The sequence below is a fragment of the Bradyrhizobium sp. ISRA442 genome, from assembly GCF_038085055.1.
Classification (GTDB): Bacteria; Pseudomonadota; Alphaproteobacteria; order Rhizobiales; family Xanthobacteraceae; genus Bradyrhizobium.
The window spans coordinates 480,733-498,037 of the sequence record NZ_JALGCN010000004.1; the positions used below are offsets into that span (position 1 = coordinate 480,733).

The 17,305-nt window shown below is 62.3% G+C and carries 24 protein-coding genes, 1 tRNA gene and 1 pseudogene; 14 read left to right on the forward strand and 12 right to left on the reverse strand.

All coding sequences use genetic code 11. The annotated features are described in order from the left end of the window. Window positions 1–21: 21 nt before the first annotated feature. Window positions 22–282, forward strand: coding sequence for a hypothetical protein (locus tag MTR72_RS11915; RefSeq protein WP_280964042.1), 261 nt, complete (start codon window positions 22–24; stop codon window positions 280–282). 57 nt (window positions 283–339) lie between these two features. On the opposite strand, the gene MTR72_RS11920 is transcribed toward MTR72_RS11915, so the two are convergent. From MTR72_RS11920 to MTR72_RS11940, 5 genes are all read right to left on the reverse strand, one after another. After that, window positions 340–1,425, reverse strand: coding sequence for a 3-deoxy-7-phosphoheptulonate synthase (locus MTR72_RS11920; protein ID WP_280964041.1), 1,086 nt, complete (start codon window positions 1,423–1,425; stop codon window positions 340–342). A gap of 223 nt (window positions 1,426–1,648) precedes the next feature. After that, window positions 1,649–2,227 (reverse strand): HdeD family acid-resistance protein, encoded by a 579-nt coding sequence (locus tag MTR72_RS11925; protein ID WP_280964040.1) that lies wholly within the window; start codon window positions 2,225–2,227, stop codon window positions 1,649–1,651. A gap of 73 nt (window positions 2,228–2,300) precedes the next feature. After that, window positions 2,301–3,341 carry a PrsW family glutamic-type intramembrane protease gene (locus MTR72_RS11930; protein WP_280964039.1) on the reverse strand — a complete coding sequence of 347 codons (1,041 nt, stop codon included), beginning with the start codon at window positions 3,339–3,341 and terminating at the stop codon, window positions 2,301–2,303. Between the two features lie 406 nt (window positions 3,342–3,747). Next, a complete protein-coding gene (locus tag MTR72_RS11935) occupies window positions 3,748–3,990 on the reverse strand; it encodes a hypothetical protein (protein WP_280964038.1) in 243 nt (80 codons plus the stop codon). A 232-nt stretch (window positions 3,991–4,222) separates the two neighbouring features. After that, the gene (locus MTR72_RS11940; protein WP_280964037.1) at window positions 4,223–4,849 is read right to left on the reverse strand and encodes a PilZ domain-containing protein; all 627 of its coding nucleotides are present in this window, start codon (window positions 4,847–4,849) and stop codon (window positions 4,223–4,225) included. Window positions 4,850–5,220: 371 nt separating this feature from the next. Here MTR72_RS11940 and MTR72_RS11945 point away from each other — a divergent pair, with 371 nt between their 5' ends. The 3 genes from MTR72_RS11945 (at window position 5,221) to MTR72_RS11955 (ending at window position 8,101) form a co-directional block, all read left to right on the forward strand. Continuing rightward, window positions 5,221–6,363 carry a fructose-1,6-bisphosphatase gene (locus MTR72_RS11945; protein ID WP_280964036.1) on the forward strand — a complete coding sequence of 381 codons (1,143 nt, stop codon included), beginning with the start codon at window positions 5,221–5,223 and terminating at the stop codon, window positions 6,361–6,363. Window positions 6,364–6,414: 51 nt separating this feature from the next. Beyond that, window positions 6,415–7,602 carry a 6-phosphofructokinase gene (locus MTR72_RS11950; RefSeq protein WP_280964035.1) on the forward strand — a complete coding sequence of 396 codons (1,188 nt, stop codon included), beginning with the start codon at window positions 6,415–6,417 and terminating at the stop codon, window positions 7,600–7,602. 151 nt (window positions 7,603–7,753) lie between these two features. Further along, window positions 7,754–8,101: a hypothetical protein gene (locus tag MTR72_RS11955; protein WP_280964034.1), complete on the forward strand. Its 348-nt coding sequence runs from the start codon at window positions 7,754–7,756 to the stop codon at window positions 8,099–8,101. 102 nt (window positions 8,102–8,203) lie between these two features. Here MTR72_RS11955 and MTR72_RS11960 read toward each other — a convergent pair. Then, a tRNA-Glu gene (locus tag MTR72_RS11960) sits at window positions 8,204–8,278 on the reverse strand. A 198-nt stretch (window positions 8,279–8,476) separates the two neighbouring features. Here MTR72_RS11960 and MTR72_RS11965 point away from each other — a divergent pair. Genes MTR72_RS11965 through MTR72_RS11975 form a run of 3 tightly spaced genes read left to right on the forward strand, consistent with a single transcriptional unit; the run spans window position 8,477 to window position 9,255 of the window. Then, window positions 8,477–8,731 carry a PilZ domain-containing protein gene (locus MTR72_RS11965; protein WP_280964033.1) on the forward strand — a complete coding sequence of 85 codons (255 nt, stop codon included), beginning with the start codon at window positions 8,477–8,479 and terminating at the stop codon, window positions 8,729–8,731. Window positions 8,732–8,784: 53 nt separating this feature from the next. Further along, window positions 8,785–9,030, forward strand: a complete 246-nt coding sequence (locus tag MTR72_RS11970; protein WP_280970988.1) for a porin — start codon at window positions 8,785–8,787, stop codon at window positions 9,028–9,030. Window positions 9,031–9,033: 3 nt separating this feature from the next. Beyond that, window positions 9,034–9,255, forward strand: coding sequence for a hypothetical protein (locus MTR72_RS11975; protein ID WP_280971182.1), 222 nt, complete (start codon window positions 9,034–9,036; stop codon window positions 9,253–9,255). A 67-nt stretch (window positions 9,256–9,322) separates the two neighbouring features. Here the strand turns inward: MTR72_RS11975 and MTR72_RS11980 are convergent, their stop codons facing one another. After that, on the reverse strand, window positions 9,323–9,970 hold the full coding sequence (locus MTR72_RS11980) for a glutathione S-transferase family protein (protein WP_280964032.1): 648 nt from the start codon (window positions 9,968–9,970) through the stop codon (window positions 9,323–9,325). Between the two features lie 316 nt (window positions 9,971–10,286). Next, window positions 10,287–10,739 carry a VOC family protein gene (locus MTR72_RS11985; protein ID WP_280964031.1) on the reverse strand — a complete coding sequence of 151 codons (453 nt, stop codon included), beginning with the start codon at window positions 10,737–10,739 and terminating at the stop codon, window positions 10,287–10,289. Window positions 10,740–10,896: 157 nt separating this feature from the next. On the opposite strand from MTR72_RS11985, the gene MTR72_RS11990 reads away from it, so the two are divergent. The 3 genes and pseudogenes from MTR72_RS11990 (at window position 10,897) to argC (ending at window position 12,642) form a co-directional block, all read left to right on the forward strand. Beyond that, window positions 10,897–11,289, forward strand: a complete 393-nt coding sequence (locus MTR72_RS11990) for a hypothetical protein (protein ID WP_280964030.1) — start codon at window positions 10,897–10,899, stop codon at window positions 11,287–11,289. Window positions 11,290–11,389: 100 nt separating this feature from the next. Continuing rightward, window positions 11,390–11,536, forward strand: a pseudogene (locus MTR72_RS11995) (transposase); the annotation flags it as partial. A gap of 128 nt (window positions 11,537–11,664) precedes the next feature. After that, window positions 11,665–12,642, forward strand: a complete 978-nt coding sequence (argC, locus tag MTR72_RS12000) for an N-acetyl-gamma-glutamyl-phosphate reductase (protein ID WP_280964029.1) — start codon at window positions 11,665–11,667, stop codon at window positions 12,640–12,642. 358 nt (window positions 12,643–13,000) lie between these two features. Here the strand turns inward: argC and MTR72_RS12005 are convergent, their stop codons facing one another. Continuing rightward, the gene (locus MTR72_RS12005) at window positions 13,001–13,303 is read right to left on the reverse strand and encodes a hypothetical protein (RefSeq protein ID WP_280964028.1); all 303 of its coding nucleotides are present in this window, start codon (window positions 13,301–13,303) and stop codon (window positions 13,001–13,003) included. 338 nt (window positions 13,304–13,641) lie between these two features. Between MTR72_RS12005 and MTR72_RS12010 the strand changes: the two genes are divergently transcribed. From MTR72_RS12010 to MTR72_RS12020, 3 genes are all read left to right on the forward strand, one after another. After that, window positions 13,642–13,938, forward strand: coding sequence for an HU family DNA-binding protein (locus MTR72_RS12010; RefSeq protein WP_280964027.1), 297 nt, complete (start codon window positions 13,642–13,644; stop codon window positions 13,936–13,938). Between the two features lie 1,214 nt (window positions 13,939–15,152). Beyond that, window positions 15,153–15,503, forward strand: coding sequence for a GrlR family regulatory protein (locus MTR72_RS12015; protein WP_280964026.1), 351 nt, complete (start codon window positions 15,153–15,155; stop codon window positions 15,501–15,503). A 157-nt stretch (window positions 15,504–15,660) separates the two neighbouring features. Continuing rightward, the gene (locus tag MTR72_RS12020) at window positions 15,661–15,861 is read left to right on the forward strand and encodes a hypothetical protein (RefSeq protein ID WP_280964025.1); all 201 of its coding nucleotides are present in this window, start codon (window positions 15,661–15,663) and stop codon (window positions 15,859–15,861) included. Here MTR72_RS12020 and MTR72_RS12025 read toward each other — a convergent pair. Beyond that, window positions 15,858–15,983, reverse strand: a complete 126-nt coding sequence (locus MTR72_RS12025; RefSeq protein WP_280964024.1) for a hypothetical protein — start codon at window positions 15,981–15,983, stop codon at window positions 15,858–15,860. The genes MTR72_RS12020 and MTR72_RS12025 overlap by 4 nt on opposite strands. 80 nt (window positions 15,984–16,063) lie before the next feature. Then, window positions 16,064–16,294, reverse strand: a complete 231-nt coding sequence (locus MTR72_RS12030) for a hypothetical protein (RefSeq protein ID WP_280964023.1) — start codon at window positions 16,292–16,294, stop codon at window positions 16,064–16,066. A 282-nt stretch (window positions 16,295–16,576) separates the two neighbouring features. Between MTR72_RS12030 and MTR72_RS12035 the strand changes: the two genes are divergently transcribed. Next, window positions 16,577–16,861, forward strand: a complete 285-nt coding sequence (locus MTR72_RS12035) for a hypothetical protein (RefSeq protein WP_280964022.1) — start codon at window positions 16,577–16,579, stop codon at window positions 16,859–16,861. Window positions 16,862–16,921: 60 nt separating this feature from the next. Here MTR72_RS12035 and MTR72_RS12040 read toward each other — a convergent pair whose 3' ends face one another. Then, a complete protein-coding gene (locus MTR72_RS12040; protein WP_162832225.1) occupies window positions 16,922–17,086 on the reverse strand; it encodes a hypothetical protein in 165 nt (54 codons plus the stop codon). Window positions 17,087–17,305: the final 219 nt, after the last annotated feature.

A 17,305-nucleotide genomic window follows, 5' to 3' on the forward strand; every position in this document is an offset into this window, starting at 1 on the left:
TTTGAGGATTGGAGGAGCAGAATGAGAAAGATCGTCGTGGCAATGTCGCTCCTGGTGGTGTTCGGCAGCGCAGGCTTTGCGCAAACCGGGAGCAAGGGCACGAGCACGGGCACGTCGGGAACATCGGCGGGTTCAGGCGTGCTGCCCGCCCCGGTCGGTCATCGCCAGCCGCGCGCGGCCGACGTGCCGAGCGAGAAGAATCTGAGCGACCCGAACAATCCGGTGAACAAGGAAGACGCGTTGCTCGACAAGAAGATCAAGAGCATCTGCCGCGGCTGCTGATGCAGACAGGTTTGCGGGCAGGGCGCGACAGCATCGCCCCGCCCGCATGACACCCGATCAGGCGGAACGCTCGTGCATGCCAGCGCGCTGGTTGTTGCGCCGGATCTCGACCGCGTCGGCAAGCTGCTCAAGGACGGTTGCCGTGGTCGCCCAGTCGATGCAGCCGTCGGTGATGCTCTGGCCGTAGGTGAGCGGCTGGCCAGCGACGACGTCCTGGCGGCCGGCAACGAGATTGCTCTCGATCATCACGCCCATGATGCGGCTCTCGCCGCCTGAGATCTGGCCGGCGATGTCGGCCATGACCAACGGCTGGTTCTCCGGCTTCTTGCTCGAATTGGCGTGGCTCGCATCCACCATCACCCGTGACGCAACGCCGGACTTTGCCAGCTCGTTGCAGGCGGCTGCAACGCTCGCCGCGTCGTAATTCGGCTTGCTGCCGCCACGCAGGATGATGTGGCAGTCCTCGTTGCCCGCGGTCGAGGCGATCGCCGAGCGGCCGCGCTTGGTCACCGCCATGAAGTGGTGCGGATGCGAGGCCGACTTCACTGCGTCCGCCGCGATGCGGACATTGCCGTCGGTGCCATTCTTGAACCCGACCGGGCAGGACAGTCCCGAGGCCAGCTCGCGATGGATCTGGCTCTCGGTCGTACGCGCGCCGATCGCGGCCCAGGACACCAGGTCGGCGATATATTGCGGCGTCGTCATGTCGAGGAATTCGGTGCCCGCCGGCAGGCCGAGGTTGTTCACCGCGGACAACACGTTGCGTGCGAGCCGCAGGCCCCTGTTGATGTCGAAGCTGCCGTCGAGGCCAGGGTCGTTGATCAGGCCCTTCCAGCCGACGGTGGTGCGCGGCTTCTCGAAATAGACGCGCATCACGATCTCAAGCTGGTCGGCGAGGTCTTCGCGCAGTTTTGCGAGGCGCTCCGCATAGTCGATCGCAGCCTTGGGATCGTGCACCGAGCAGGGGCCGACGACGACCAGAAGGCGGTCGTCCTGGCCGTTCAGGATGGCATGGATCGCGTTGCGCGCCGCCATGACCACGCGGGTCGCGGTGAGGGTCCGCGGGACCTCCCGCATCACCTCATCAGGCGTACTCAGCTCTTTCAGTTCGCAGATACGAAGGTCGTCGGTCGTACTCAGCACGGCGGGGCTCCTGTCTTTGAAGAACCTGCCGGCCAACAAAAAAGCCGCCAGGTCTGGCGGCTGTTCGGATGTCTTGCTGCAATGTGTCAGATTGAGCGCGATCCTCCCGCCGCCAGCGAGCTGTCGTAGCTAAAGTACCAAAAATAGCTGGTGGCGACGGTGATCATGGCAGGCTCTTTAGCGCAGGCGTTCGGGGTTGTCACCCCCCAATCGACGCAGGGCCCTAAGTGTTGCTCTTGCGTGCCGCCAGCGCCACACCGATCAGGGTGGCGCCGCCGAACAACAGGTTGATGCCGACCAGGATGCCGATGGCCCATTCGGCCGAGCTTGGCAGCCCCGCGATCACCATGAACGAGATCGCGATGTCGAGGAGGCCCGAGATCAGGAGCCACGACCAACGGCTGTTCAGCTCGCGGCGGTGCTCCAGCGCGTACATGATGGTGGCAACGCCCTCGGCGAGAAAATAGGCGCCGAGCACGATGGTCAGCGTCAGCACGGCCTGCATCGGCCGCGCCAGCAGGATCATGCCGGCGAGCACCGCCAGCGCGGCAGAGATCAGCGACCACCAGAAGCCCGGCATGTTGCGCGCCCAGTAAGTCACGATCAGCCCGCCGATGCCGCTGATCAGGAACATCCAGCCGAGGAAGATCGTGATCGCAAGGCTGGCGAGCGGCGGCAGGATCAGTGCGGCAACGCCGAGAACGGCAAGCAGGATCCCTTCGAACAGGAAGGCCTTCCAATGTGCCTTCACCGTCTGGCTCATGGCGGACTGCAATCGTGCGAAATCGTCAGGCGATGTCATCGAAAGCTCCAGGTCGCAGCACCAGGTGCGGCCCCAGTCTAGTATGGCCGCACCGGTGTTGCCATCCCGGAGCTCACCCGCCGCCCGGTGCCGATGAAAAGCCTTCCGCGCTGGTGCGGATGCGGTTGCGGCCGAGAATGTAGATTGCGGTTGTGACAACCAGAAGCGCAATGCCGAGCAGGATCGAGGTCAGGCCGATCGGGATCAGGGCCAGAGTCAGATTGCGCTCGGGATTGACGAGCCAGTGACGGATCGAGGTCAGTACGAAGGCAAGGCCGAGAAACCCGACGCCGCCGCCGGCCAGCAGCAATGCCCACATGCGCCGCAACTGGCTCAGCCGCTCGCGCGCGATGTCGGTACGCGGCGCATGGTGGCGCGCGACGCGCCGCACCAGGCGGATGGCAAAAGCGATCGAGCTGAATCCGATCACGAGGCTCGCCGCACCGAGCCACATTCTCAGTGTCGGATCGAGCTCCGGCATTTGCTGCAGCGTGAGCAGCGGGAAATCGAAGGCCGAATGCAGGGCGAGCGGCCCGGCCAACATCAGGAGGCGGCTGGAGAGACGGGCCCAGTCGCGATGATGGCGGTTCGCGCCGAGTGCCGTGCCTGCGCGTGCAATGGTCAGATATGCGCCGGCGATGATGCCGAGCGCGCCGTGGAAGGGCACGGTCAGCACGCTGCGCAGCGCCGCCAGTGATCGCCACATCTCGGCGTGCTGCACGAGGTAGGCGAGGTTCTCATAGGCCGCGAAGCCGAGGCCGACCGCCGCGCCATAGACCACGGTATCCATGGGATTGGCGAAGGTCCGCCGCTTGGTCGAGGAGACCAGCACGATGGCGATCACCTTCACGGCCTCTTCGGGCAGCGCGACGCCGAAGATCGAATGCATGGCCAGCGCCGTCCAGGGGTTGTCGGGAGCGGCGACCATCTTGGCGAAGGGCGCACGGGCGAGGCCCAGAAGCGAAATGCTGGCCGCGCCGAGCACGAAAGCGGTCCAGACCTGAGCCGGCGGGCCGGGACGCTCTTCGGCGGCAATGACAAGCCACAGCATCAGCAGCGCCGGTGCGATGGCGGCAGTTCCGATGACGGTGGGTAATGCTTCAATCAGGTACATTGGCGTCGAAAATAGGTTCCCTTGACCGCCTTATCCACTTTCACCGGATGCGACCCTGTGTCATGCGCGTGCTGTCGCCTGGATTAACAACCGCGACAGCTTCCCTTCATCGCCGCCGTCAGTTGTGAATTGTCTGCGACGCCGTCCGGCACGGAAGTATGAGTGCAATCAATCGCATGGCGGTACCTGTTCGGAGTCAGGGGCAGCACCGCGCATCCCGCATCAGGTCGCGATTGCTGAATTAGATCAAAGGAATATGAAGAGTTCTTCGATTTACGATGCACGTATCTCGCGCGCGAGTCCAGACCCCCGGGCCATGCGTTCCCGCATCCCGGCGGCCGCTTCTCACGCGAAATGTTTGCCCCCGCGGTTCGAACCGTGGGCGCATCGATCGGCTAGCCGGCCCTCAATGCGTGGCGAGCGACGGCTTTGTGTCGGGCGCAATATCGAAGGCGCCGAGATGGAATTCGTCGCCGATCGCCTGGCCCGGCACAGGATGCTGTACCAGCAGCGCGAACGCCGCGTCCGGATATTGCTTCCAGATCGCAATATCGTCGGCAGTGATCGTGAGCCAGCCAAACGTGTACATGTAACGTCCGGGCTCGGTAACCCGGCCAACCCTGTCCCAAGTGATTTTATTGACAGCCATTCGGTCCCCCGATCGCAAAATCTGCAAATGAAGGCCGGGCGCGAGGCGCGGTCCTTGACAGGCTGACCTCCCATTGCGGCCGCGGCATGGCGGGTGGCGTGGAGGTTAAGCCGGCGGATGCTGTGGACGGATCGGTGTGCCATCGAGGTAGCGCAGCGCGCGCTGCCCTGCGCCGTGATAATGCGGCGCCGCCGGCTCCCCCAAACAGGCCGACTTTTGTCCGCCGGCCGCCTCAGGCCGACTGCAACGCAGCCGAGCGGACGATCAGGCGGACGAGGTCGTCCCGTTGTTGCTTCTCGGCGAATTTCACCGCAAAGCCGTCGTGGAATTTTCGGATGACGCGTCCGACGCAGGCACCGACCGCAAGCGGCGTTCCGACCGGCGGATCGTATTCGGACGACACCGCAACACCGGCGGTGGAGACGTCGATGATGAAGCAGGGGTGGGTGCTGCCGTCGGCGATCGTCAAGAACGTGTGTGCGACCTGCGGAACGAACCGCGCGTCGCGCCGGTGTTCGGCGATGCTGGCGTCCCTCTGCTTCTTCTCGAGCCAGGTCAGCTTTTCGGACATCCAGGCGCGGCGCGCCCGCGTCATCTCGAGCTCCATTAGGAAGCCCGATTTCAGCGTCCCGCTGATCGTGCATTCGAATTCGCCGAAGTCCTCGAAGTAGGACGTCACGCGCTCGCCGACCTTGCCGACGACCGGCACGTCCACGATCATCCGGAACGGCGACACGCGCTTGGTGCGGCAGGCGAACGTTCGCAGCTTGCCTTCGCAGTCATACCAGCGGTGCAGCGAGTAGCTGCCGCCCACGGTGACTTCCACTGCGCGCTGCCTGAGGAACTCTGCGACAGACATGAGGACCAATGATGTTGGAATTGCCTTCCGTATTTCCACGGTAGCAGGCAAATTCTAAGCAAATGATACCGGCGCTCGCGAGCGGGGGTAAATTTCAGGTAAACTCGCGCGCGATTGTGAGGAGACCAACTGTCGCGGCGGAGGTCGGGGACGCCGTTGACGCGGCGGATATCGTCCGGCGTCCAATTGCCGAGCAGGGGATGATTGCCTCACGCCGGTCCTGCCGCGCGTCCACTCAGTGCGGCAATTAAGCCGCCGGCTGGAACCTAATCGCCACTTGAGACGTTCGTTTCCGCGAATGAGCAGCGCCGTCGCCCCGGCGCAGCGAGCGCCGAGGCCGAGGCGCTGAGCTTGTGCGGGGAGAAACGCTCATGAGACTCACCATTTCTGTCATTAAGGCTGACGTTGGCTCCATTGGCGGGCATACAAAACCGTCTTCACGCATGATGGCGGCTGTCGAAGGCGAGGTCGCGAAGGCGATCTGCAATGGTCTTTTGATCGACGGTTTTGTCTGCCACACCGGCGACGACATCGCGATCATCATGACGCACACGCGGGGCGAGGGGAGCTCCGAGATCCATCAATTCGCCTGGAAGGCGTTTCTCGCCGCCACTTCAGTGGCGAAGACCTCCGGCCTCTACGGCGCCGGCCAGGATCTTCTCGCAGACGCACCTTCCGGGAACATTCGCGGTGCCGGCCCGGGCGTCGCCGAACTCAGCTTCGACCACCTCTCAGGTCCGAGACCGGCGGAGTCCTTCATGGTGTTCGCCGCCGACAAGTGCGGCCCCGGCGCCTACAACCTGCCGCTCTACCTCGCCTTCGCCGATCCCATGTATTGCGCGGGGCTGATGCTGCCCCCGATGATCAAGGGATTCCGTTTCCATATCATCGATATGGACAACACGGCCGGTGACAGCGTGATCGAACTCGACGCGCCCGCGGATAACTACCACATTGCCGCGCTGCTCCGCGACAACGAGCGCTTTGGCATTGATCGCATCGTTTCTCGGACACATGGCGAGGCCGCCGCCGCCGTGTCCGCGCAGCGTCTTCACGCGATCGCAGGCAAGTACACCGGCAAGGATGATCCGGTCGCGATCATCAGGAATCAGGGAATCTTCCCCGCGCCCGAGGAAATCGTCTCTCCCTTCGCCAAGGCACACTTCGTCGGCGGCGATGCGCGCGGCTCGCACGTGATGCCGCTGATGCCCGTCCCGCTCAATACACCGGTGACCGGCATGTATTGCCTGCCGATCGCTTCCTGCGCCGGTTTTTCGATCGACAAGGAAGGCCGCTTTTCCGAGTCCTACACAGATTTCTTCGACAATCCGGCGTGGGACGAGGTGCGCCGGCGCGCGCAAAGCAAGGCAATCGAGATGCGCAGCCAGGGCTGGTCCGGTGCTGCGATGCTGCCCTATTCTGAATTGGAGTATGGCGGCTTCCGCGACACCGTATCCGCACTCGTGAAGCGTTTCCGGCTGCGCGAGGAGCGCAAGCCGGAAGCGGCCGAATAGAGAACGTGTGACGCAGGCGCTATAGCGACATGCCAACATTGGGAGGTGGGCGTGGCGAGAAAACGCATTGGCATTCTCACCGGCGGCGGCGACGTCCCCGGCCTCAACGCAATCATCAAGACCGTGACCTATCGCGGCAGCGAGGACGACATCGAGGTCGTCGGTCTCCGCCGCGGCTGGGAGGCCCTCACGCACCTGAACCTCGACGACCCCGCCAGCAAATCCCACTACCTCATCCCGCTCAACCGCGAAAACACGCGCGTCATCGATCGACGCGGCGGTACCGTGCTGCACTCGAGCCGCACCAATCCCTCCAAAATGAAAAAGCTGCCCGATCATCTGGCTGGCCAAGACCTTCCGGTCTCGGAGAGTACCAAGGGCAGCGTCGCAACCAAGACCTGGGACGTCACCGGCCAGGTGCTGGCGAACCTGTCGGGGCTCGGCATAGAACACCTCATCGCCATTGGCGGCGACGACACACTTAGTTATGCGGATAAGCTCAACGGACTCGGTGTCAAGATCATCGCCATCCCGAAGACGATGGACAACGACGTCCGCAACACCGAGTATTGCATCGGCTTCTCGACCGCGATTACCCGCGCCAGCGATGCCATCCAGCGGCAGCGCACCACCATCGGCTCGCATGAGCGAGTTGGCATTTTCCGCATCTTTGGCCGCGATGCCGGATTTACGGCGCTCTATACTGCATACGCGACCTCGATCCGATGCGTGATACCGGAGTACAAAGTCAATCTCGACAAGCTGATCCGATTGCTGCTCGAGGAGAAGCGCGCCAACCCAAGCAACTACGCGCTGATCGTGCTGAGCGAAGGCGCCGAATGGGAGGGCTACAAGGTGCAGGAATACGGCGAGCCTGACGCCTACGGTCACCGCAAGAGGACGAGCGTGGCCGAAGCACTTGCCGACGAGATCAAGCGGCGCGCTGGCGAGGAGACCATCGTCTCTGATCTCACCTACGACCTGCGATCGGGCGACCCTGACTTCATCGACAAGCTCGTCGCTCTGACTTTCGGCAACATGGCCTATGATGCCATCCTGGAAGGCAAGACCGGCCTCATGTCAGCGCTGGTCGAGGGACGCTACGACCTTGTGCCCATTCCTGACGCCAGGCTCGGGCCGCGCAGACTGGACGTTGCCAGCACATACAACACGGAGCGCTACCGTCCTCTCTATTCCAGCAAGCGGGGGCTGCCGATCTTCCTCAACCGCGCGTCTTGAACGACCGCGCGACTCTGCGACGCATCGCGTGACGCGTCTTGCGCGCATTGTGGCCGCATTGGCTCCGCTGAATGGTCATGGAAGATTCAGACCCCAACCAAATTTGGGCGGTAGGAGAATTGGTCGTTCGTCCATCTGGAAAGGAACAATCATGCGCATGCTTGCGGCAACCGTCCTTATCGCAGCCGCCTCCTTCGGGATACCGGCTTCCGTGCTGGCTCAGGGAACGCCACCGCAATCGGAGGCGCCTGCTCGGTCGGATACGGTGATACGGAGCATACAGGTCGTCGACGTCAAGGAACTGCAACCGTCGGTGCGCTCGAAGGTCGATGACCTCGTCGCGCACACCAGCGAGGAAGACATACAGTCGCTTCGGAAGTCGATTGACGCGACACCGCAGGCGGTCTCCGTGCTCAAGGCCAAGGGCCTGAATTCGGCACAGGTCGTTGCTATCAACATCGCCGACGGTGTCCTGACGATGTTCACCAAGACAACGTGAAGTCGAGGATCGCACGTCGAACGAAAGCCCCGCCGGGCGTTTGAACCGGCGGGGCTTTCTTTGTTCGGCCCGGCAACGCGATCAAAGCGCTTTTGGGAATTGTGGCGCTCCCTAGCGGAATCGAACCGCTCTCTCCACCGTGAAAGGGTGGCGTCCTGACCGATAGACGAAGGGAGCAAACGCCCGCCGCCCGCGCGAGTCGTGCCCGGCGGCTTGCGGCGGGCGAACGTATAGTGGCCTTTCCGCCCGCGGGCAAGCCATTCGGGGACGGTCTCCCGCGGTCGGTGGACAGCGCCAACCCCGGGGTTATTCGGGCCCGATTTCAACCGTTTCTTAGGGTTCCCTGAGATAGCGCTGGAACGGGAGAATTTATCTATGCCACCGCCCAAGAAGCGTGCAGATCGTAAATTGCTGTCGCAGCATGCCTGGATCACGCTCGACGGCGGGTTCGCCGCGCGGCATTGCCTGGTCCAGGACATCTCGAGCACGGGCGCGAAGATCACGCTCGACGAGGATGCGAGCCAGCTCCCCGGTATCATCCGCATGGCATTCGCGCGCGACGCCCGCACCGGGCGGAGCTGCCAGGTGATCTGGCGCCGCGGCAAATCGGCCGGCCTCAGGTTCGTTTGACGCGGGCACGATGCCCGATGGCGTCGGGTGTGCGTCCGGGCTACAACGCGCTGATGCGAGCACTCCTCATCATCCTCATGGGAGTTGGCGCGGCGTCCGCGGCTGCGGCCGAGACCTTGCGCCTTCCCGCCGCCGAGCGGCCGCAAGCCGGCAAGGCGTTGCCGCTGAAAGGCGCGGCAGGGGCGGCGAAGCCGAATTCCTGCGCGTCTTATGGCCGGGGTTTTGTCATGGTCGATGGCACCGGGACCTGCGTGAAGATCGGCGGCGCGATCAGCGTCGACACGACGATCCGGCGCTGAGAGATGGCGCCGGATCTGTTGCGGCTCGACATCGTCGTTCCCGTGCTGATCTATTGCGCGCTGCTGCTTTGGGTCGGACGCGGCCTGAGCTGGACCCAGAAGCTTGCCACCGCCGCCGTCACGCTCGCGCTGATCGTCTGCATCGTGCTGGTCGAACGCGGCTGGCTCCAGAACAAAAATCTCGAAAACAACCCCATGCAAAGTAGCCGACCACTTCGGCCGTGATGCCCGAGGCTTGACGCGGAATCGTGATTCATCACGAGTTTATCGCCTGTTAGCCCGCGCCAGCGGCTCACGACATCGGGGGCGCGACGTATTGGGCGAATCCGGGGCGGCGGCCGAGCTCGGCGAGCCAGCGTGTCAGGTGCGGCTGCGCGGGGCGGCTGATGCCCTCGACGCCGAGCCAGCGCCGGGCATAGGCGCCGACCGCGAGATCGCCGAGGGTGAACTGATCGCCCTCCAGGAAGCGGCGCGTGGCGAGCTGGCGGTCGGCGATCGCCCAGACCTCGGCGGCCGCATCGGCGTCCTTCTGGACCTGGATCATGTCGCGCTCCGCGGGCGCCGTGCGCACGATTCCCCAAAATACCGGACGGTCGGCCGGCTGCACGGTCGACAGGGTCCAGTCGAGCCAGCGGTCGACGGCGGCGCGGCTCTTCGGCGCCTCCGGATAGATCGGCGTGCCGCGGCCGTGCGCGAGGCAGAGGTAACGCATGATGGAATTGGATTCCCACAGCACGAAGTCGCCCTCGACCAGCGTCGGGATGCGCGCATTGGGGTTCATCGCGAGATAGTCGGCCTCGCGGGTGCGACCATACTGCATGCCGGCATCGATGCGTTCATAGGGAAGGCCGAGCTCGCTCAGGCACCACAGCACCTTCTGCACATTGACCGAGTTGGCGCGGCCCCAGATCGTCAGTTTCGGCCGTTGATTGTCAGCCATGTTGCTCCTCCCGCAGATCCGGGTTTGCGCGGGTGATAGCGGAATTTGGCTTGTCGAGCGACGGCGATTGTGCCGAGGGCCTCATGCAAAAAAGGCCTCATGCAAAGAACTCCGCCAGGGGCGGAGCTTTCATGCACGGCGCTGTCAGCGCGATCAGTGGCTGAACAACAGCCACAACAGAATGATCACGGGAATAGGCACGCCCAGCACCCACAGCAACAGCCCTCTCGCCATTACGTCCTCCTTCAGTCTCCTCGTTGAAGGGAGAACGCGAGGCCAGAGGGCAGGTTCCCGCGCGCCAGCGGCGCGGGAGTCCTTACCAATGGCCGGTATTCGGCATCGACAGCCAGGGCTCCTGCGGCGGCTTCGGCTCGCCCTTCTGGAGCAGCTCGATCGAGTGCAGGTCGGGCGAGCGGACGAAGGCCATGTTGCCGTCGCGCGGCGGCCGGTTGATGGTGACGCCGGCCTTCATCAGCTTCTCGCAGGTCGCGTAGATGTCGTCGACCTCATAGGCGAGGTGGCCGAAGAAGCGGTCCTCGCCGTATTTCTCCTCGTCCCAGTTGTAGGTGAGCTCGACCAGCGGTGCGCCCCGCGTCGAGGGCTGCTTCTTCAGCCCTTCGAGATCGTCCGCCGAGCACAGAAACACCAGCGTGAAGCGCCCCTTGTCGTTCTCGATCCGCCGCACCTCTTTCAGCCCCAGCGCATCCTGATAAAACTTCAGCGCGACATCGAGATTGCGTACGCGCAGCATGGTGTGGAGGTAACGCATGGTTGTTGCTCCCTTGTTTTTGTTCGGACCGACGGTAGCATCAAATAGCAGCAAAATGCGACAAGGGGCAGGGGCCAGATTGGGATGATGGAAGTGCCTTAGATGGCCGGACGGCACATTAGGTCTTGTAGCTAAATTGAGTGAGCGAACGGGGGATATGATTGCATTTTTTCATGCTCTTGTATGGTTGGTGGCGATGTTTGGCGCGGGTTGCGTTGGCAAGATCGCTTACGAAGACTCCGACAGACCCGTTGCGGGTCTCTATTACGGTGTTGCAGTCGCATCTACGTTCGCCTTGATCTGGATCTCACTATGGTGGTCGGTAGCGTGGTGTTTCGGCGATCACCTCGTCAATCTACTTAAATTGCTGAAGGTCGGAGTGCCGTATGCGCTAACCTTCTGGCTCGTCGGTAGGCTGGCGGATGTCATCGCATCAAAAGAGTCGGTGTTTGCATTCCTGTTTAAGGGCTTCTTCTACTTGTTGTGGGGAGGGGCCTTCTTTGTGAGCCTCGCTGCTCTTAATGCCCTGATGGACTGGTTCACGAAATAACAGCGACGAAGCCCCTAAAATTACGGTGACAGTGCACTCAATTGGTGTTGCTCGCTAAGCGTGGTCCGAAGCCGCAGAACCAAGAGGGTGGCGAGGACGAATGAATTTAATGCACTGTCACCGTAACTCCGAACGGCAACTGATGGAGCAACTGGATTACAACCCGCTGTTCCGCTGGTTTGTCGGCGTGGCGATGGATGCGCCGGTCGGGGATGCCGGCACGTTCAGCAAGAATCGCGACCGGGTCGCTTGACATGCCCGACGACCTACGCAATTGGCTGTTGTTCATGGAACGCCCGGTTGCGGACTGAGCCGCCGCGCCGGCAGCGCGTGTTCGCTAAACTTGTTCGCTCACTCCAGCAGTAGGACACCACCATGAGCATTCGCGTCGGCATTGTCGGGATCAGCGGTTTCGGCGGCGGCGAGGCGATGCGCCTGGTCGCGAGCCACCCGTCTTTCGAGCTGATCTACGCCGCGGGCGAGGGCAGCGCCGGCAGCCGGTTGGTGGACCGCTTCCCTGGTGTGCCGGCCAAGCTGGCCGAGCTGGTGATCGAGAAGTGGGACCCTGTGACCCTGCCGAAGCTCGACGTGCTGTTCGCGTCGCTGCCCACGGGCGCCTCGGCCGAGGCGCTGGCGCGCGTCCCCAAGGACGTGAAGATCGTCGATATCGGCGGCGACCACCGCTACGTCGAGGGTTGGGCGTACGGCTTGGCCGACGTCTGGCCAGCCCAAATCGAGGGTCAGACGCGCGTTGCCAACCCGGGCTGCTTCCCCGCGGCGACGCTGAACGCGCTGGCGCTGCTGCTGGTCAACAAGCTGATCGAGCCTGGCAACATCGTGATCGACGCTAAGACCGGCATCTCCGGTGCCGGCCGGGGCGGTGCTGACAGCAAGTTCGGCTATGCCGAGAGCAACGAGAACTTGCTGCCTTACGGTCTGCTCAAGCACGTCCACATGCCCGAGATTGCCAAGACGATCGAGCGGCTGAGTGGCGGCAGCGCGGCCGGGCTGGTGTTCACGCCACACTTGGTGCCGATGACCCGCGGCGTTCTCGTCACCATGTACTGCCGCGGCCGCGCCACCACGGGCCAGTGCTTGGACGCGGCCCGGCGCTTCTACGCCGGGCGGGCATTCGTCCGCGTGACCGACAAGCCGCCGCAGACCAAATGGGCAACCGGTTCGAACCTCGCGTTCGTCAGCTATGCGGCCGATCCAGAGCGCAACTTGGTGATCGCGATGGGCGTGGTCGACAATCTCGGCAAGGGAGCGGCCGGTCAGGCGGTGCAGAATGCGAACCTGATCTGCGGCCTGCCAGAAACTGCGGGGCTGGACGGCGTACCTGTTTGGCCGTGAGATCTTTTGCGAGTCCGTGTTGTCCGTCGTTTGCTTGTCCGAGGTTGAAATTGACCCCATTTCACGGACTGAACCGTCCCGGGTTTGGAGGAGGCTGGTTGGCTTGAGCCAGGCCGGCCTGCTCAAGATTGCGAGGACTCGGCGAAGATGAAGACTGGTTGCGGGACATAGCCGAAATGAACGTCGAGGACGGCGTTGTCTGGGTCTACGGCGCCGGTGACGACGGCATCATGGCCCTGACCGACCTCGAGTTACGGTGACAGTGCACCCAATTTACGCGACGCCGCGGAGCTGATGGCAATGGCGGACGAATTTGATGCATCGTCTCCGTAATCCCCGACAAGGCCGCCGCCTGCAACTACGCTGCAATCCGTCGCTCGACGGGGGCCGTCAGGTGCTTGAGCACTTCTGCATGCTCCAGGTCGGGAACCGCGATGGCCGTGTGGCTGTAGATCGCATGGGTCCGTGATTTTGCAATCATGTTCAGGATTTCTCTGCCTTTGATGACATGAAGGCCCATACCCTCTTTGCAAGGGAAGATCGCCAACACCACGTCATAAGCGGCGATGACGGCTCTTAGCGCTTCAGCCTTGTCTTCGGCGAGATCGACAAAAATGCGAACGTCAGCCGCGAGTTCACGCAGCTCGTCAAAATCCAGCACTGTGGGCTACTCCAACGCAACGATACTGATGGGAGCTTGGAGGCGTTGGGTTACTGAAGTCTCAACAACGCAGGCTGAGACACAAGTTTCACTATGAGGTGACTCGTTAGACGGGAGCGATGTTGAGCCGGCACACCCTTCGGTCGTGCGGATGCCTCGACCTGACGGATACTGCCGGCTGGGGATAAAGGCGTGGAATCCGCCCTGGGCGCGCCTTGTGTTTTGGCCCTCGATGGGTTCTAAGCCCGGTGACTTCATGACCGTTGGCATGAATGGCAGCGCATTGCGTGGTTCAGCCGCGTCCCGGATTTGCTCGCTCGCACAAAAGGAATTCAGACATGGCGAAGATGACGAAGACTCAATTGATCGACGCAATTGCAGAAGGCACGCAGCTTTCGAAGAACGATGTGAAATCGGTCATCGAGTACATGGCGACCGTCGGGTACAAGGAGCTCAACGAGTCCGGCGAGTTCGTCATTCCCGGCTTTGTGAAGATGTCGGTGGTGAACAAGCCCGCGACCGAAGCCCGGATGGGCGTGAATCCCTTCACGAAGGAGCCGATGCAGTTTGCGGCCAAGCCCGCGAGCAAGTCGGTCAAGGCGTCACCGCTGAAGGTGGTCAAGGACGCCGTTTGAAGGTGGGGCGAGGGCTTTGACTGTTTAGGCAGCCCAAAAGAAGAACCTCGCGCCTTCGCACGGGGCTCTCTTGCTGACGGCAATGGGATTTCAGCGCCTGGCCGCCAGCGTATCTCCAACTTAAGGTTGAAAATCCAAAAAGCAACTCGTCTATTGATGCCGACCCGGTCGGGAGATCGCTAATGTCCTCGCGGTCGTTTCGAAATTCCTGCGGCAAAAGAGGTTGCGCCGGTGCGCCTTTATTGATCGTTAGGAATCGCTTCTGTCATGCCCCGGCTTGACCGGGGCATCCAGTACGCCGCGGCTTCTCCGTATCCTCGCTCCGCCTCTGGAATACTGGATCGCCCGCCCCAGTGCGCAATTGCGCACAAGGCGGGCGATGACAGTGAAATCGTGGAACGCCGTACCCGAATCTCGTCATTGCGAGCGCAGCGACGCAATCCAGATTGTCGCCGCGGAAAGATTCCTGGATTGCTTCGCTGCGCTCGCAATGACGGAGCAACACCAGCATCGACGCATCGGGCATCTCATTCACGCGCGCTCCAACCAATTGTTAAGAGTTCATCCGCGCTGATTTCTTCGATTCCGATTCGTTCTTTGAGAACGAAATGGAGTCGGATGCAGAACAAGCTGTGACTGCCGATATCGGTGCAGAGTGCTTTGTCATGACACGTCGGCATCGTCGCGCGAATGAGGCCGAGGCGGGTAGGGGCGTCTTTCGGTGTTGTTGGCATTTCGCCTTCCCATACATCGCTGTCATGCCCCGGCTTGACCGGGGCATCCAGTACGCCGCGGCTTCTCCGTATACTCGCTCCGCCTCTGGAATACTGGATCACCCGCCCCAGTGCGCAATTGCGCACAAGGCGGGCGATGACAGTGAAATCGTGGAACGTCGTACCCGAATCTCGTCATTGCGAGCGCAGCGACGCAATCCAGATTGTCGCCGCGGAAAGATTCCTGGATTGCTTCGCTGCGCTCGCAATGACGGAGCAAACACCAGCATCGACGCATCGGGGATCTCATTCACATGCGCGCGAACCAATTGTTAGGAACTCATCCGCGCCGATTTCTTCGATTCCGATTCGTTCCTTGAGAACGAAATGGCGTCGAAGCTGGAACAAAACGGTCCGCAGAGCTGCCAGAAACTTCGTGCGTCACCGTCTCGACGTTCGCCCCGTCCGGCGATATCGTCGCTCTCAGCGGCGGGCGCATCCATGAAGAACGGGCTCTACTCGATCCACATCCATATGCTCGACGGCGTGAAGGGGCGCGACAGCGGGATATTGGTCTTGCGCGATGGCGTGCTGCTCGGCGGCGGGCCGTATTTCTGGTCGCGTGGATCGTATACGGTCGGCAACGGCACCTGGAAGGGTGAGCTCGTCACCAACCAGCATTCGCCGTTTTCCGATCCCTTCATCCGGCCGCTGTTCGGCGGCGAGGAGGCGACGAGTGGCTTTTCGGGCACATTCAGCGACGACGGAGCCGAGGTGTTCGGCACCGTGCTGGTCGAGGGCCGTCGCAGCCTGAGCTTCCGTGCGACGCTCAAGCGGCTTGCCGACATCTGATCTGCGCGATCGCGCCAAGTCCTAACGAAAGCTTGCACCGACCGCGATAACGCTATTCGGTTAGGTTAAAACCCCAATCGCGTTGCAGTTGCGGAGGGTTGGGATAGGTGTATCGGCAAAGACAAGCAAGAAACAGCTTCGCCAAGACACCTTTGACATGACGCCATTATTTTCAGAACCGTCCTTTTACCAGGGTGACAGGCATACCTATCGGCGCGTCGCCGTCGTCGGCTCGCTGTTCTGCCTCGCCTTCGTGGTGATCAGCTTCTCGCTGCGCCCGCAAGTGGAGGACACCCATGTCCTCGTCAAGGCCGACCGGCTGGTGCGCACGGCGGGCCAAGCTCTACACACGAACTAGCGCTTATCGCTGTAGATGTGATCGTCGCCGGACGAGCGCTGGCACGACACGCCGCGCGTGGCGAGCACCACGAACCCGGCGTAGCCGGCCAGGTTCAGCAGGATTTCGAGCCACGCCGGCATGCTGCGCCTCATTTTACGTGGAGCACAGTTCCAACGCCATGACCGAGCTCCTTGTTCCGGAACGGCCACACAGGCAACATTCAGACTCCCGACGTGGGGTCAAGCCGGCGGCGGAGGTTTGCCACCGTCTCCGAGGAGGGTGAGTCCTTCAGGAACTCGGCGATGGCGCGCGCGAGCTCGCGGTCGCTCATCGGAGTTGGCGGCGGCCGCAGGGCACCGACACCGAAGTTGCGGACAATCTCGTCGTAGTGTTGGTCCTTCGTGTTCGGAATCAATTTGCGGATGCGTGCCAGCAGAGCGGATATCGGCATGTTTCCTCCTCCATCATCCGCCCCGTTGGCAGCAGGCCGCCTCTGCTGCCATCTCCCTCCGTGAAACCAAAAACCCCGCCAACACCACTGCGGATGCTGACGGGGTCTTCGTGCTCTCGCCTCTACCGGATAGCGGAGGCTCGCACTCATGGCACTAACGCACGAGGCACGATGCTGTTCCCTTCGTTCCGGCATTCTTTGCACGGGCCGCGGTTCCCGCTTTGCGCAACCATCGGAAGGTCGTCCGCGTTACCTCGCGAGGTGCGAAGGAGGAGATGCATCATGAAGAAGACACTCGCAGTTTTGGCCACCGTTGCAGCGGTGGGCGTGGCCGCGGTTACGGCGCCGGCACCTGCGCAGGCGCGTCACATTGGACCGGGCCTGGCATTCGGTCTGGCCGCCGGCGCCATCACGGCGGGCGCCATCGCGGCGTCTCATCCGTATTACGGCTACGGCCCCGCCTACGGCTATTATGGCGGCCCTGGCTACTACTACGAACCGGGCCCGTACGCCTATTACGGCGGACCGGTCTACTACCGACACCACTACTATCGCCATCACTGGTAAGCGAAAAGCCCGGAGCAGCGCTCCGGGCTTTTTCACGTACGATGGTTTCAGCGTAGCGTTTTATGGCCAGAGCGAGGGACGTTCCACCTTGCGGGCATTCTCCAGTGTGGACACGAAATATTCCTCGCGCTCGCGTTTGAATTTTTCCTGCGTGGCACGGAAGGCCGCGACACGTGCGGCAATTTCATCGCGCTCGCGTGCTTTGCGTTCTTCGTCTTCGGTCATGACCATCCCCTCTGTTCACTACTGAACTCAAGCAGTGCCGCCGCATCACGCTGAGTCGCATTTACATATGCATCTGCGCTCCCGATTTTGGCGTCAATGGGGAGGAGGCATTGCAGGATTGTGATAAGCAAAGGGCGGAGAAATTTGTCGACCGCTGTTCGCTTCACGATAGATAGGAGCGTCAACAGCCTTGTCGCTTGCACGCCTTGCAGCTCGCCA

Excerpts from the sequence above, each read along its gene's own strand:
- MTR72_RS11915 (WP_280964042.1), top strand. The coding sequence starts at position 22 with ATGAGAAAGATCGTCGTGGCAATGTCGCTCCTGGTGGTGTTCGGCAGC.
- MTR72_RS11925 (WP_280964040.1), bottom strand. The coding sequence starts at position 2,227 with ATGACATCGCCTGACGATTTCGCACGATTGCAGTCCGCCATGAGCCAG.
- MTR72_RS11930 (WP_280964039.1), bottom strand. The coding sequence starts at position 3,341 with ATGTACCTGATTGAAGCATTACCCACCGTCATCGGAACTGCCGCCATC.
- MTR72_RS11935 (WP_280964038.1), bottom strand. The coding sequence starts at position 3,990 with ATGGCTGTCAATAAAATCACTTGGGACAGGGTTGGCCGGGTTACCGAG.
- MTR72_RS11940 (WP_280964037.1), bottom strand. The coding sequence starts at position 4,849 with ATGTCTGTCGCAGAGTTCCTCAGGCAGCGCGCAGTGGAAGTCACCGTG.
- MTR72_RS11945 (WP_280964036.1), top strand. The coding sequence starts at position 5,221 with ATGAGACTCACCATTTCTGTCATTAAGGCTGACGTTGGCTCCATTGGC.
- MTR72_RS11955 (WP_280964034.1), top strand. The coding sequence starts at position 7,754 with ATGCGCATGCTTGCGGCAACCGTCCTTATCGCAGCCGCCTCCTTCGGG.
- MTR72_RS11965 (WP_280964033.1), top strand. The coding sequence starts at position 8,477 with ATGCCACCGCCCAAGAAGCGTGCAGATCGTAAATTGCTGTCGCAGCAT.
- MTR72_RS11970 (WP_280970988.1), top strand. The coding sequence starts at position 8,785 with ATGCGAGCACTCCTCATCATCCTCATGGGAGTTGGCGCGGCGTCCGCG.
- MTR72_RS11975 (WP_280971182.1), top strand. The coding sequence starts at position 9,034 with ATGGCGCCGGATCTGTTGCGGCTCGACATCGTCGTTCCCGTGCTGATC.
- MTR72_RS11980 (WP_280964032.1), bottom strand. The coding sequence starts at position 9,970 with ATGGCTGACAATCAACGGCCGAAACTGACGATCTGGGGCCGCGCCAAC.
- MTR72_RS11985 (WP_280964031.1), bottom strand. The coding sequence starts at position 10,739 with ATGCGTTACCTCCACACCATGCTGCGCGTACGCAATCTCGATGTCGCG.
- MTR72_RS11990 (WP_280964030.1), top strand. The coding sequence starts at position 10,897 with ATGATTGCATTTTTTCATGCTCTTGTATGGTTGGTGGCGATGTTTGGC.
- argC (WP_280964029.1), top strand. The coding sequence starts at position 11,665 with ATGAGCATTCGCGTCGGCATTGTCGGGATCAGCGGTTTCGGCGGCGGC.
- MTR72_RS12010 (WP_280964027.1), top strand. The coding sequence starts at position 13,642 with ATGGCGAAGATGACGAAGACTCAATTGATCGACGCAATTGCAGAAGGC.
- MTR72_RS12015 (WP_280964026.1), top strand. The coding sequence starts at position 15,153 with ATGAAGAACGGGCTCTACTCGATCCACATCCATATGCTCGACGGCGTG.
- MTR72_RS12020 (WP_280964025.1), top strand. The coding sequence starts at position 15,661 with ATGACGCCATTATTTTCAGAACCGTCCTTTTACCAGGGTGACAGGCAT.
- MTR72_RS12025 (WP_280964024.1), bottom strand. The coding sequence starts at position 15,983 with ATGCCGGCGTGGCTCGAAATCCTGCTGAACCTGGCCGGCTACGCCGGG.
- MTR72_RS12030 (WP_280964023.1), bottom strand. The coding sequence starts at position 16,294 with ATGCCGATATCCGCTCTGCTGGCACGCATCCGCAAATTGATTCCGAAC.
- MTR72_RS12035 (WP_280964022.1), top strand. The coding sequence starts at position 16,577 with ATGAAGAAGACACTCGCAGTTTTGGCCACCGTTGCAGCGGTGGGCGTG.
- MTR72_RS12040 (WP_162832225.1), bottom strand. The coding sequence starts at position 17,086 with ATGACCGAAGACGAAGAACGCAAAGCACGCGAGCGCGATGAAATTGCC.